The organism is Gordonia cholesterolivorans (genome assembly GCF_039531975.1).
GTDB lineage: Bacteria > Actinomycetota > Actinomycetes > Mycobacteriales > Mycobacteriaceae > Gordonia > Gordonia sihwensis.
The window spans coordinates 285,261-298,221 of the sequence record NZ_BAAARB010000003.1 but is presented as its reverse complement, the minus strand read 5'-3'; the positions used below and the strand labels follow the sequence as shown (position 1 = coordinate 298,221).

Here is a 12,961-nt window from a genome sequence, read left to right as displayed (position 1 = left end):
GGCGTCACACCGGCCAGTTGTGCACCGGCTCGCCCTCGTGCATCAGCGTCGCGTAGTCGCGGACCATTCCGCGCAGAGCGGCCGAGCGCGACTCGCCGGCGTCCTCGCGGGCCCGGACCGCCGCTCGTTGCCAGACCGATCCGGACTGACGTGTGGCGGCGCGCCCCTCGATCACTCCCAGATAGCGTCGCCTGGCCCGATCGGAGACCCCGTAGGCGATGAGTCCGCGTTCCGCGATCGGCAACAGACGACGCAGGACCAGTTCGTCGGGTCGTACCCATCCGATGTTCGGCCAGTACAGCTGTGCGCCGAATCCCCAACGCGCTCCGGCCGCGAGGTTCTCCCTGGCGGCGTCGAAGGACATCTGTGACCACACCGGCAGTTCGCTCTCGACGAGTCCGCGCACCAGACCGTAGTAGAACGCGGCGTTGGCCATCACGTCGACGACGGTCGGACCGGCCGGCAGCACCCGGTTCTCGACGCGTAGGTGCGCGCGGCCGTCGATGACGTCGTAGACCGGCCGGTTCCAGCGGTACACGGTGCCGTTGTGCAGGCGGAGCTCCTCGAGTTCCGGAATGCGGCCGGCGTCGAGTTCGGCTAGCGGATCGACGTCGGTGGACACCGGGAGCAGAGCGGGGAAGTATCTCGTGTTCTCGGCGAACAGGTCGAAGATGGTGTTGATCCAGCGTTCTCCGAACCACACCCGCGGCCGGACCCCCTGGTTCCTGAGTTCGAGGGGCCGGGTGTCGGTCGCCTGCTCGAAGACCGGGATGCGCGTCTCGTGCCAGAGCGCCTTCCCGTCGAGGAACGGTGCGTTGCCCGCGATCGCCACCTGCACGCCCGCGATCGCCTGCGCGGCGTTCCAATGGGTGGCGAAGTCCTCGGGCGCCACCCGCAGGTGCAGTTGCAGAGAAGTGCACGCGGCCTCGGGGAGGATCGAGTCGCTGGTGGTGGCCAGGCGTTCGGCGGGTCCGCCGATCACCATCGGGACGCCGGTGATGTCGAGCTCCAGATCCTCTCCGCGTGCGGCGAAGATCTGCTCGTTCAGCAGGCTGTAGCGCGGGTTGGTGGAGATCCACTGGTGCGCGAAGTGCTCGCGGCCGAGAGTCGGCAGCATGCCGACCATCAGGAGATGATTGCCGGTCGAGGCCGCGCGTGCCTCCGCGCGGTTCAGCGATGCGCGCAGCCCCTGCTCCAGCCCCACCGTGTCGGCGCCGACGAAGGGCCGGGGCGAGACGTTGATCTCGATGTTGAACTGGCCGAGTTCGGTCTGATAATCCGGATCGGCGATCGCATCGAGCACCTCGGCGTTCGCCATCGCGGGCTCGGCGTTCTCGTCGATCAGATTGAGTTCCACCTCCATGCCGAGCAGCGGCTCGGGTGGCCGGCCGTGATCGGTGAACAATCCGTCGGTCAGCATCCGCGCGATGGCCTCGGTCCCCCGGGACACCTGCGCCCGGAAGCGCACGCGATCGGCTCCACTGAACTTCTGATGGCTCACTTCGGCGCCCATGCGGCAATCGTGCCGGAGACGGCCCCGGTGCGCGAGGGTTCGGGCCATTCGACCTCTGACTACAGTGTTCGCATGGCACCCGAGATGACCGCCGACCTGCACACCCACACCGCGTTCTCCGACGGCACCGACACTCCGGAGGAACTGCTCGCGGCCGCACGGGAGGCGGGCCTGCGGACGATCGCACTGACCGACCACGACACGGCGGCCGGCTGGGACGAGATCGCGGCCCGGGTTCGGTCGGGGATGCGCGTGCTGCCGGGCGCGGAGTTCTCGACCAAGCATCCGCGCGAGGACGGGAGCCTGGTGTCGGTGCATCTGCTCGGCTACCTCTTCGATCGCGACGACGCGGGGGTCGCCGGCGAGTGGCAGCGGATGAAGGACGAGCGCGCGGGCCGCGGTGCGCGGATCGTGGAGAACCTCGTGACCGCCGGTTACCCCATCACGCTGGCGCGCGTGCGGGAGATCGCCGGAGTCGGCAGTATCAGCCGCCCGCACATCGCGAGGGCGTTGATGGAGGCGGGAGTCGTCGCGTCGGTCGGGGAGGCCTTCGATGAACTCCTGCACGACGGCAGTCCGCACTACACCGCGCTGCGGTCGACCTCCCTGGTGGAGGGAGTCGAGATGATCGCCGCGGCGGGCGGTGTCCCGGTGATCGCTCATCCGCGTGCCCGGGCCGCGGCGACGGTGTTGACCGCCGACGTGATCGAGTCGCTGGTCGCGGTCGGACTCGCCGGCCTCGAGGTCCGCCATCCCGACCACGACGATGCGGCGCGCGCCGAACTGGCCGACATCGCGTCGAACCTGGGACTGCTGGCGACGGGCTCGAGCGACTACCACGGCGCCAACAAGACCCTGCGGATCGGTCAGGAGCGGACCGACGACGAGGTGGTGGAGCAGATCGTGGAGCGCGGAACGGTGGCTCCGTTCATCGCGTGACGGCACCGTTCACCGTGTGACGGGGGCCGCGGGCGGGCGGTCCGGGGAATGGTCGCCGGCTCGTCGGCGTTGGTGATGCCGTGGCACCACGAGACAGAGCTGATCCGGCGCAGACACGCGCGGCCGTCCTCGCCGTCGCGGACTGGCTGCGCGACGAGACCGCGCCCGCGCCGGGGCGGTCGGCGCTGGCCGCGGCCGTGCGGCTCACTGCGAGGACCGTCGCGCAGGAGGCTCCCGGCAACTCGGTGGAACTGCGCGTTCCTCCGTTCGTCGCGGTCCAGTGCATCGAAGGGGTGCGGCACACCCGCGGCACCCCGCCGAACGTGGTCGAGTCGTCGCCGCGCGAATGGCTGCTGCTGGCCACCGGACTCCTCGACTTCGACGACGCGCTCGCCGCGCACCGGATCAGCGTCTCCGGACACCGCGCCGGCGACGTCGCGAGCAGACTGCCGGTGGTCCCGCTGAACTAGCGGCTCCCAGCGCGGCGCTGCAGCGCGCGCCGCGCTGGATTTCGAGTTGTCCCGAGCGAAGCCGTAGACTGTGGTAACGGTAACGCCCGCCCAGCCCACGAAACCGGAGCGTATTACGTGACCGAGATGTCGATTCACTCTCCGAACCTGCTGAATCAGACCGGATGTGGCGGACCGTCGCACCCGAGCCCCGATGCGGATCAGCCCGAGAACGAGCCCCGCGAGGAATGCGGTGTCTTCGGTGTCTGGGCACCCGGGGAAGACGTCGCGAAGCTGACGTACTACGGCCTCTACGCTCTTCAGCACCGCGGTCAGGAAGCAGCCGGCATCTCCGTCGGAGACGGCTCGCAGGTACTGGTCTTCAAAGACCTCGGGCTGGTGAGTCAGGTCTTCGACGAGCAGACCCTTGCCTCGATGGTCGGTCACGTCGCCGTCGGTCACTGTCGGTACTCGACCACCGGATCGACGACGTGGGAGAACTCCCAGCCGATCTTCCGCAACACCGCGGCCGGCAGTGCCGTGGCGCTCGGTCACAACGGCAACCTCGTGAACACGGCCGAACTCGCCGAACGGGCACGGGAGTTCGGCATCTACGGCAGCGGGCCGCACGGCACGGCCACCTCCGACTCCGACATCCTCGGCGCATTGCTCGCGCACGGCGCGACCGACAAGACGCTCGAGCAGTCGGCGATGGAACTGCTGCCGACTGTCAAGGGCGCGTTCTGCCTCACCTTCCAGGACGAGAACACGCTGTACGCGGCACGCGACCCGCACGGGGTGCGGCCGCTCTCGCTCGGCCGCCTCGACCGCGGGTGGGTCGTCGCCTCCGAAACCGCGGCGCTGGACATCGTGGGAGCTTCCTTCGTCCGCGACATCGAGCCGGGCGAACTCCTGGCGATCGACGCCGACGGCGTCCGCAGCCGGCGCTTCGCAGAGCCGACCCCTGCCGGATGCGTTTTCGAGTACGTCTACCTGGCCCGGCCCGACAGCGTCATCCACGGACGTTCGGTGCATTCGACGCGAGTGGAGATCGGACGCCGGCTGGCCCGGGAACGTCCGGCCGAGGGCGACCTGGTAATCCCGGTCCCCGAGTCGGGTACGCCCGCGGCCGTCGGTTACGCGCAGGAGTCGGGCATCCCTTACGGGCAGGGCCTGATGAAGAACGCCTACGTGGGACGCACCTTCATCCAGCCCTCGCAGACCATCCGCCAGCTGGGCATCCGCTTGAAGCTGAACCCGTTGCGCGAAGTGATCCGGGGTAAGCGGCTCGTCGTGGTCGACGATTCGATCGTGCGCGGCAACACCCAGCGCGCGCTCATCCGGATGCTGCGCGAGGCCGGCGCCGCCGAAGTCCACGTGCGCATCGCCTCTGCGCCGGTCAAATGGCCGTGCTTCTACGGGATCGACTTCGCCTCGCCCGCGGAACTGATCGCCAACGGCTCGGACTCCAAGGAAGCGATGGTCGAGAGCGTCCGCCAGGCCATCGACGCCGACTCGCTCGGGTACATCAGCATCGACGAGATGATCAACGCCACGGAACAGCCGCGTGCCCAGCTCTGCGCCGCGTGTTTCGACGGCCGCTACCCGATCGCGCTGCCGCAGGAGACGACGATGGGCAAGGCCGTGCTGGAGAGCATGCTCAAGGGCTCGATGAACGGCGCCGATCCGCTGACGGCATCGAATGACAACGTCAGCGCAGTGATGCGGCCCTGACCTTCGGCGCCTCGCAGCGCTCCCGGATCCCCTCTGCACTCAGGTACCGTGAGTGCGTCCCACCGCCCGAACGGCTGACTGTCAGCTGCAGAATTTCAGGAGAATCAAGAATATGACCGACGGGTCTGTCGACAAGCCGACGGCCGGCGCATCTTATGCGGCAGCGGGCGTGGACATCGATGCCGGCGAACGCGCCGTCGAACTCTTCGCACCTCACGCGAAGCGCGCGACCCGTCCCGAGGTCCTCGGCGGGCTGGGCGGCTTCGCCGGCCTGTTCTCCCTGAAGGACGACTACCGCGAGCCCGTTCTCGCGGCCTCGAGCGACGGCGTGGGGACCAAGCTGGTCATCGCACAGGCGATGGACAAGCACGACACCGTCGGGCGCGATCTGGTCGCGATGGTCGTCGACGACCTCGTGGTCTGCGGCGCCGAGCCGCTGTTCCTGCAGGACTACATCGCCGTCGGCAAGGTGATCCCCGAGATGGTCGCCGACATCGTCAAGGGCATCGCCGACGGCTGCGTCGACGCCGGATGTGCGCTGCTCGGCGGCGAGACCGCGGAGCACCCGGGTGTGATGGAGGACGGTCACTACGACATCTCCGCCACCGGCGTCGGTGTGGTCGAGGCCGATTCCATCCTGGGACCGGATCGTGTCCGCGCGGGTGACGTGGTGATCGCGATGGGTTCGTCCGGCCTGCACTCGAACGGCTATTCGCTGGCGCGGAAGGTGCTGCTCGACTGGGGGCACATGGATCTGGCCGGTCACGTCGAGGAGTTCGGTCGGAGTCTCGGTGACGAATTGCTCGAGCCGACCCGCATCTACGCCAAGGACTGCCTGGCACTGGCTGCCGAGAGCGACGTCCGCACGTTCGCGCACGTCACCGGCGGCGGCCTCGCCGACAATCTGGCGCGCGTGCTTCCGGCGGGCCTGTCCGCTGAGCTGGAGCGCAACACGTGGAGCCCGGCCCCGATCTTCTCGTTGATCGCCCAGCGCGGACGAGTGGAGCGGGCCGAGATGGAACGCACCTTCAACATGGGCGTCGGCATGGTCGCCATCGTCGCTCCCGAGGACACCGACCGTGCGCAGGCGATCCTCACCGCGCGTCATGTGGACAACTGGGTGCTCGGCACCGTCAAGCGCGGCGAACCCGGGGCTCGCGGCTCGGTGGCTCTGGTCGGCGATCACCCGAGGTTCTGAACTCGGCGCCGGTCCGGCGGACGGTTGTGAGGAACGGCACTTCATATGTTGACGCCGTTAACCTAGCGGGTTAGTCTCGCGTTGTCAGTGTAAACATCTTCTGGTGTTCCGCCGTGCCGTCGGTGTCGATCGCAGACGGTGCTGCGCTGACGGGATCCGCACGCACTCGACCGTCAACAGATGGAGATCGACGATGCCCGACCTTCCCCAGAACCGCCGATTCGACCTGGTGCTCTTCGGCGCCACCGGATTCACCGGTGAACTCACCGCGGAGCACCTCGCGGAGCATCTGCCGGACGGGGCGCGGTGGGCGCTCGCCGGCCGGAACCGGGACAGACTCGATGCCGTCCGCACCCGCTTGGCGGCGGTCGCTCCCGCGGCCGCCGAGCTCGAACTGCTCATCGCCGACACCACCGACCCCGAATCGTTGCGCGCGGTGGCCGAATCGGCTCGGGTCGTCATCACCACCGTCGGCCCCTACCTCCAGCACGGCGCGCCGCTCGTCGCAGCGTGCGCGGCCGCCGGTACCGACTACGTCGACCTCGCCGGTGAATCCGAATTCCTCGATCGGATGTACATCGCTCATCACTCCACGGCGGTCCGGACCGGTGCCCGTCTGGTGCACGCCTGCGGATTCGACTCCATCCCGCACGATCTCGGTGCATTCTTCACGGCCAAGCAACTGCCCGACTCCGCGCCCGCGACCGTCCGCGGTGTGGTCCGCAGCAATGCGATGATCTCCGGCGGGACGCTGCACTCCGGACTCGGCCAGATCGCGCGGCCGCGGCAGATCCGTCGGGCCGCGGCCGACCGTGCCAGGCTCGAACCGCCGACGGTCGGGCGCCGCGCACGGGTGCGGGCCGGCGCTCCCCGCAGGGACGGTGTGCTCGGCCTCTGGCTCCTGCCACTCCCGACGATCGACCCCCAGATCGTCAAGCGTTCGGCTGGTGCGCGCGATGAATACGGGCCCGACTTCACGTACTCCCACTACGCGGGTTTCCGCAGGCTGGTGATGCTCGCGGCCGCGGCCCTCGGCGTCGCGACAGTTGCCGTCGCCGCGCAGATCCCGCCGCTGCGCCGCCTCATCGGCGCCTGCCTTCCCCAGGGCACCGGACCGTCGCCGGCTCGCCGCGCACGCTCCTGGTTCTCCGTCGACTTCATCGGTGAAGGCGGTGGCCGGACGGTTCACACGCAGGTGCGGGGCGGCGACCCCGGCTACGGTGAGACCGCGAAGATGCTGGCCGAATCGGCCATGTGCCTGGCCTTCGACGCCAATCCGAAGGTGAGCGGCCAGGTCACCACGGCCGCGGCGATGGGCGACAACCTGGTGCGGCGCCTGACCGATGCCGGGATGACCTTCGCCGTTCTGGACACCGACGGCGCACCGGTCGACGGGGTGCGATCGTGAGCTGGTCGACCGCGGACATCCCGTCTCAGTCCGGTCGGGTCGCGGTGATCACCGGGGCCAACGGCGGACTCGGGCTGGCCACCGCTCGAGCGCTGGCAGGGAAGGGCGCCCATATCGTGATGGCAGCCCGCAACCAGAGCAAGGCGCGCGACGCCGAGGAGACGATCCGGCGAGCCGCACCCGGTGCGTCGGTGGAGATCGTTCCCCTCGACCTCGCGTCGCAGGCGTCGGTGAAGCAAGCCGCCGAGACGGTCCTGGCCGGTCACGATCGCATCGATCTGTTGATCAACAACGCTGGAGTGATGGCGACACCGGAAGGCCGGACGGTCGACGGCTTCGAGACCCAGCTGGGCACGAATCATCTCGGACACTGGACGTGGACCGCGCTTCTGCTCCCCGCGGTGCGCCAGGCTCCGGCCGGGCGGGTCGTGACGCTTACCAGCATCGCCCAGCACCAGGGCGGCAACCTGGACCCGGCCGATCCGCATCTGCACCGCCGCTACCGTCCGTGGAAGGCGTACGGCAACTCCAAGCTTGCGAATCTGCACTTCGCGATCGGCCTCGACCGCAGGCTGCGCGCCTCCGGCGACCGGGCGATCGCGCTGTCGGCGCATCCGGGTCTCACCGACTCCGAACTGCAGTCCACCACCCATGCTTCGGGAGGCGGGGGAATCGCTGGGTGGCTCGGTGATGTGGGAGCCGACCTGGTCGGGATGACGACCGACCGCGGTGCGCTCAGTCAGTTGCGGGCCGCCACCGATCCGACGGCGCGCGGCGGAACCCTCTACGGTCCGGCCTTCGTCTCCTTCGGTCCGCCCGTGCGCAAACCGCTCTTCCCGTTCGGCGTCGACGCCGGGATCCGCGCACTGTGGGAGATCTCGGAACGCGAGACCGGGGTGCCGATCCGGCTGTGAGGCCGGTCGACACGCCGGTCACGTCCACTCACACCGGTCGCCGTGACCGCGGGTCTGCGCCGACGGTCAGCCCCATCTCGGCTCCCGCGGCGAGGAGCGTGTCGAGGCCGAACGCTTCGACCGGTCCGACGACGCCCGGCTGCTCGCCGTGGCCCGAAGCGAGACGGTCGGCCGCCCACGCCATCAGCTCAGCGGTGAGGTCGTAGACGTTCGGGCCAGTGGCGTGGACCTCGGCCAGCACGGCGCCGCCGCGGTCGCGCGCCACCGCGACGGTGTGCGCGCCGCTGCGGGAACGCTCGGCGGCGTCCGGACCGCCGGGCGCTCCGCCGGAGCGGCCGGTCACGGCGGCGACGAGTCGTCGGCCGGGTTCGATGCGGACCGCGGTGTTCACGACGGCGGACAGCAGGCTCATGGCCCGGCTGAGCTCGGGGAACCAGCCGTTGTACACCTCGACGGATTCGAGGTGCGGAAACGCCGGAGGCAGGAACAGCACCTCGGTGCCGGTGGCGAGCATCGCCGCCTTGCGGCGAGCGCCGGCGTCGAAGGTCAGCACTCGGCTCGCGGCCCGCTGGTCCTCCAGCCGCCCGTTCTTCCAGACGGTGACCGGCAGCGTGATGGCGTCCGACATCGTGGCGCGGGTGCCGGAACTGAGACCGCGTCCGCGGCGCAGTGAGCCGTCTACGAAGTAGCCGATGTCGAGCGACCGCGCGGAGTCGCCGGCCTCCCGGGCGGCGACGGCTCCGGCCAGGACCCCCGGTACGTAGTCGTTGCCGAAGGCCGGAACCATGACGGCGCCGGTCTTGCGGGCCACGGCGTCGTGACGTTCGTGGATCGCGCGCACGAATCCCACTTCGCCAGTGGAGTCGACGTAGTGGGCACCCTGCTCGGCTGCCGCACGTGCGGCAGCGAATCCGAGCCGCTCGAACGGTCCGACGGTGGTCACGAGCACGTCACCCGGTTCCACCAGAGCCCGCACGCTGTCGAAGTCGGTGACGTCGGCGACCTGGGTGTCGAGTCCGCCGAAGCGTTCGGCGGTGGCGGCCAGCGCCTGCGGCCGCAGGCCGGCGATCACGGGTCGGGCGCCGCGGCGGACGAGCGCCTCCACCGCCAGCCCGCCGGCATAGCCGGTGGCGCCGAGTACAACGATTCTTCCGGTCATGTGAGCCCTCCTCGGGGGGAGGGTAGGTCGCGGTCATCCGCCGGCGCGGGTGAACCGGTCAACGAACGCCGATTCTCTTGAGGGTCTTCAGTGCGACCGTCAGCATCGTCGCCCACGCCCGGTGAGAGATGCCACGCGGGGGAGTGAAACCCAGAACTCGCTGGTGAGCGATGGTTTGCGCTTCGGTGTACTTGAGCAGGCCCTCGGATCCGTGCCTGCGCCCTACGCCGGAGTCACCCATGCCGCCCATCGGCGAGTCGATGCTTCCCCATGCCGCGGCGAAGGCATCGTTGACGTTCACGGTGCCGGCGTGCAGGCGTGACGCGACGGCATGGCCGCGGGCCGCATCGCGGCTCCAAACGCTGGCGTTGAGTCCGTACGGTGTGGCGTTCGCGCGCGCGATCGCCTCCTCGACGTCGCTGAAGGAGTAGATCGAGACGACCGGACCGAAGGTCTCGTGATCGTAGAGCGTCATCTCCGAGGTGACGTCGGTCAGAATGGTCGGCTCGTAGAACAGCGGTCCGAGATCCGGGCGGGCCCGGCCGCCGGCGAGGACCGTCGCGCCTTTCGCGACCGCGTCTTCGACGTGCGTTGCGACGGTCTCGAGCTGCGACTGCGTGGTGAGGCAGCCGACGTCGCTCCGGAAGTCGTAGCGTCCGCCGAGTTCCAATGCGCGGGTGCGCTCGACGAATGCGGCGACGAATTCGTCGCGGACGCTCTCGGCGACGTAGAGGCGTTCCACCGACACGCACAGCTGCCCCGTGGATGGGAAGCAGGCGCTGACGGCGCCGTCGGCGGCACGGGCGATGTCGGCGTCGTCGAGCACGAGCATCGCGTTCTTCCCGCCGAGTTCCAGCGACGCTCCGATCAGTCGCTCGCCGGCCTCTCGCGCGATGTGCCGGCCTGCGGCGGTGGAACCGGTGAACATCATGTAGTCGGCGTTGCGCATCAGTGAGTCGCCGATGGAGCTGCCGCGTCCGACCACCATCTGCCAGAGGTCGTCGGGCAAGCCGGCCTGATGCATCAGATCGAGGGCCCACAGTGCCGTGAGCGCTGTCTGGGTGTCCGGCTTCTGCACGACGGCGTTGCCTGCGAGCAGTGCCGGGATCGCGTCTCCCGCGGCCATGCTGAGCGGGTAGTTCCAGGGCGAGATGATGGTGACCACGCCCTTGGGATGGCGGAGTTCGGTGGTCCGGGTCAGCAGGGGGATCGCGCCACGACGACGCGCGGGTGCGAGCAGTCGGCTCGCGCTTCGCGCGTAGTACCGGGCGGCGATGGCGATGTCGGTGACTTCGAGGAAGGCGTCGCGCCGGGTCTTGCCGCTCTCGGCTTGGATGAGGTCCATGACCTCGTTCCGGCGGTCGAGGACGAGGTCATGGAAGCGCAGGAGGATTCGCTTGCGTTCGCTGACGGGAGTCGCGGCCCACGAGGCCTGGGCGCGCCGGCCGCGGGTGAAGGCCTCGTCGACATCGGACGGCGTGGAGACCGGCAGGTCGGCGAGGGGCGCGCCGGTGTAGGGCATCGTCGTACCGACGCGCGCGGCTGTCGGAGCCGCCGCGATACGGCTCGTCAGGTGCGCGATGCGGGACGGCGTCAGCGATGCGGGCAGTCCGGAGACTGCGGGTTCGGACGTCGCGGGCGAAGATGAACGGACTGTCATCGGTGGCTCCCATTGAAGGTTATCGGTGTTAACATACGAAGGTAGCGATGGATGTTAGCACTGTCAACAAGGAGGGTGGGCTGTGGCTGATCCGGCGTGGAGAAGTCTGCGGCGCGGCACGTCGGGCGGCGTCGCGAGTCTGGTGGAACTCGGCGAGGGTCATGGGCTCGATCCGGCTGACTGCCTGCAGGGAAGCGGACTGCGACAGAGTGACCTGCGTGTCGACGGGGCGGTGGTCCTGGCGGAGCAGGAACTGGCAGTGATCGCCAACATCGTCTCGCTGCTGAACGACCCGCCCGGTCTCGGCATCGAGGCCGGGCGGATGGTGAATCTGGGAAATCTCGGCATCTTCGTGTTCGCGATGCTCTCCAGCGAGACGCTCGGGGACGCGCTGGAGGTGGCGACGACGTTCGCGAGTCTGACCAATACCTACTCCGACCTGTCGGTGACCTACGACGAGAGCGGCTCGGACGTCCGGCTCGAATGCTCGTTCGGCGACGTGAACGACGACGTCCGACCCTTCATCCTCGAGCGTGATCTGACGGTCATCGCCGGTCTGGTGCCGATGGTGCTCGGCGACGTCGTCCTGCCGCGGGTGGAGGCGGAGGTCGATCGGGCGCGTGGGGCTCTCGTCGCCTCGGTGCTGCCGACGGAGGAACTCGTCTGCGACGCGGGACGCACGGCGCTCGTCGTGCCGCGCGAATGGATGAGCCGCGGCCTTCCCCACGCGAACGCCGAGACCGCACGCCGGTGCATCGCCCAGTGCGAGCAACAGCTCGAGCAGCGCCGCCTCGGTGCGCGGTCGCTCGTGTGGGCGAGGCTGCACGGCAGTGACGAGCCGGTGCAGTCGCTGACCCGACTGGCCGGCGAACTGCACGTCGATCGCCGGACCCTGCAGCGCCGTCTCGCTCGCGAGGGCACCACGTTCCGGGCCTTGCTCGAGGAGTCGAGACGGATCCGCGCCGCCGAGGCGTTGACCGGCACCGACCGCCCGGTGGCGGCGATCGCGGCTGGGCTCGGATACGCCGAGACCGCAGCCTTCACCCGCGCCTTCACCCGGTGGTACGGCGTCACGCCGACCCGCTACCGGGCGCGGAACGCGTGAGCTCGCCCGCGGAGCCTGCGGGCCGGACCGCGGTGTGACGATCGGGGAGCACTTCGCGGACCACGAAGAACGCCGCCCGGACCACGGCTCGCATCGTCGTCGTCACGACGGGCCGCGGCTTCGGCAGGCCGAGCGCCTCGAGTACGTGGTCGTCGTGCAGAGAAAGAATGAGAGGCTTTGCGAGCCAACGGAACCCGCGCGGGAAGACCCGTTCGCCGAACTGTGCGACGAGGGTCTCGCTCACCCGGTGGCCGGCTTCGGAGGGAGCGAACCAGGCGGGGTCGGCCTCGTAGGCCCGCATCGCCCGGATCATGCCGTCCCATGTCTCGGGCATGTCCCGGACGCCCAGATACTCGCCGATCGTCCGCCAGTGCCGCACTTGAGCTTCCTTCTCCACGTCGGTGAACCCGGGCGCGCCGACGATCTCGGTGAGGCAGTCGATCTGCACGGTGAAGTAGGCGATGGTGTGGATGAAGGTCTCGTTCGACATCGAGTAGTGCCGCGCGTAGCTGTCGTGGATGCGCTTGATCTCGGCGGCGGAGCTGCGGGCCTGCGGGCTCCCCGCACCGTCGTACATCCATCCGGTGAGATAGCGGATGGTGTCGTCGGTGCGCCGGTCGCCGTGGTGGTAGACCTTTCCCTTCCCGTCGCGATCGACGGCGGCGGCTCCTTCGAGCTCACCCATCACCCGCATGAGGGACACGGTGAACAGCAATTCGAGGAAGACCCGTTCACCGACGGGCGGAAGCAGCGACTCGAGCGTCAGTCGGACGATCCGTTCGCTGTCGGCGACCGGGTCGAGGGTCGCGATCTCGCGGCGTATCCATTTGCGGGGAACTGCTCGGCGGGTGTTCGTCATGTCAGTCGACGCTAGTGGCGGCC

The 12,961-nt window shown here is 69.3% G+C and carries 11 protein-coding genes; 7 read left to right on the top strand and 4 right to left on the bottom strand.

Annotated elements, in window-relative coordinates; genetic code table 11:
• Positions 1 to 4 precede the first annotated feature (4 nt).
• The gene (locus ABFX36_RS04670; RefSeq protein WP_346075136.1) at positions 5 to 1,513 is read right to left on the bottom strand and encodes a glutamate-cysteine ligase family protein; all 1,509 of its coding nucleotides are present in this window, start codon (positions 1,511 to 1,513) and stop codon (positions 5 to 7) included.
• Positions 1,514 to 1,585: 72 nt separating this feature from the next.
• Here ABFX36_RS04670 and ABFX36_RS04665 point away from each other — a divergent pair, with 72 nt between their 5' ends.
• The 6 genes from ABFX36_RS04665 (at position 1,586) to ABFX36_RS04640 (ending at position 8,155) form a co-directional block, all read left to right on the top strand.
• Positions 1,586 to 2,452, top strand: coding sequence for a PHP domain-containing protein (locus tag ABFX36_RS04665; protein WP_346075134.1), 867 nt, complete (start codon positions 1,586 to 1,588; stop codon positions 2,450 to 2,452).
• Between the two features lie 80 nt (positions 2,453 to 2,532).
• Entirely contained in the window at positions 2,533 to 2,922 is a 390-nt protein-coding gene (locus ABFX36_RS04660; RefSeq protein WP_006895739.1) for a sterol carrier family protein, read from the top strand.
• 126 nt (positions 2,923 to 3,048) lie between these two features.
• Entirely contained in the window at positions 3,049 to 4,635 is a 1,587-nt protein-coding gene (gene purF / locus ABFX36_RS04655; protein ID WP_375003669.1) for an amidophosphoribosyltransferase, read from the top strand.
• Between the two features lie 112 nt (positions 4,636 to 4,747).
• Entirely contained in the window at positions 4,748 to 5,833 is a 1,086-nt protein-coding gene (purM, locus tag ABFX36_RS04650; RefSeq protein WP_062365972.1) for a phosphoribosylformylglycinamidine cyclo-ligase, read from the top strand.
• A gap of 193 nt (positions 5,834 to 6,026) precedes the next feature.
• Positions 6,027 to 7,241 carry a saccharopine dehydrogenase family protein gene (locus tag ABFX36_RS04645; protein ID WP_062365969.1) on the top strand — a complete coding sequence of 405 codons (1,215 nt, stop codon included), beginning with the start codon at positions 6,027 to 6,029 and terminating at the stop codon, positions 7,239 to 7,241.
• Complete coding sequence (locus ABFX36_RS04640; RefSeq protein ID WP_045540954.1) at positions 7,238 to 8,155, top strand: oxidoreductase; 918 nt, start codon at positions 7,238 to 7,240, stop codon at positions 8,153 to 8,155. Before ABFX36_RS04645 ends, ABFX36_RS04640 begins: the two co-directional genes overlap by 4 nt.
• Before the next feature lie 28 nt (positions 8,156 to 8,183).
• Here ABFX36_RS04640 and ABFX36_RS04635 read toward each other — a convergent pair whose 3' ends face one another.
• Together ABFX36_RS04635 and ABFX36_RS04630 are read right to left on the bottom strand one after the other, a co-directional pair.
• Complete coding sequence (locus ABFX36_RS04635) at positions 8,184 to 9,314, bottom strand: saccharopine dehydrogenase family protein (protein ID WP_346075129.1); 1,131 nt, start codon at positions 9,312 to 9,314, stop codon at positions 8,184 to 8,186.
• Positions 9,315 to 9,372: 58 nt separating this feature from the next.
• Positions 9,373 to 10,974: a succinic semialdehyde dehydrogenase gene (locus tag ABFX36_RS04630; RefSeq protein ID WP_045538374.1), complete on the bottom strand. Its 1,602-nt coding sequence runs from the start codon at positions 10,972 to 10,974 to the stop codon at positions 9,373 to 9,375.
• An 82-nt stretch (positions 10,975 to 11,056) separates the two neighbouring features.
• Between ABFX36_RS04630 and ABFX36_RS04625 the strand changes: the two genes are divergently transcribed.
• Complete coding sequence (locus ABFX36_RS04625) at positions 11,057 to 12,079, top strand: AraC family transcriptional regulator (protein WP_045538372.1); 1,023 nt, start codon at positions 11,057 to 11,059, stop codon at positions 12,077 to 12,079.
• On the opposite strand, the gene ABFX36_RS04620 is transcribed toward ABFX36_RS04625, so the two are convergent.
• On the bottom strand, positions 12,045 to 12,938 hold the full coding sequence (locus ABFX36_RS04620) for an oxygenase MpaB family protein (RefSeq protein WP_045538371.1): 894 nt from the start codon (positions 12,936 to 12,938) through the stop codon (positions 12,045 to 12,047). The genes ABFX36_RS04625 and ABFX36_RS04620 overlap by 35 nt on opposite strands.
• Between the last annotated feature and the right edge of the window lie 23 nt (positions 12,939 to 12,961).

Coding starts and splice junctions, on each gene's coding strand:
- purM (WP_062365972.1), top strand. CDS start 4,748: ATGACCGACGGGTCTGTCGACAAGCCGACGGCCGGCGCATCTTATGCG.
- ABFX36_RS04630 (WP_045538374.1), bottom strand. CDS start 10,974: ATGACAGTCCGTTCATCTTCGCCCGCGACGTCCGAACCCGCAGTCTCC.
- purF (WP_375003669.1), top strand. CDS start 3,049: ATGTCGATTCACTCTCCGAACCTGCTGAATCAGACCGGATGTGGCGGA.
- ABFX36_RS04635 (WP_346075129.1), bottom strand. CDS start 9,314: ATGACCGGAAGAATCGTTGTACTCGGCGCCACCGGCTATGCCGGCGGG.
- ABFX36_RS04620 (WP_045538371.1), bottom strand. CDS start 12,938: ATGACGAACACCCGCCGAGCAGTTCCCCGCAAATGGATACGCCGCGAG.
- ABFX36_RS04645 (WP_062365969.1), top strand. CDS start 6,027: ATGCCCGACCTTCCCCAGAACCGCCGATTCGACCTGGTGCTCTTCGGC.
- ABFX36_RS04665 (WP_346075134.1), top strand. CDS start 1,586: ATGGCACCCGAGATGACCGCCGACCTGCACACCCACACCGCGTTCTCC.
- ABFX36_RS04670 (WP_346075136.1), bottom strand. CDS start 1,513: ATGGGCGCCGAAGTGAGCCATCAGAAGTTCAGTGGAGCCGATCGCGTG.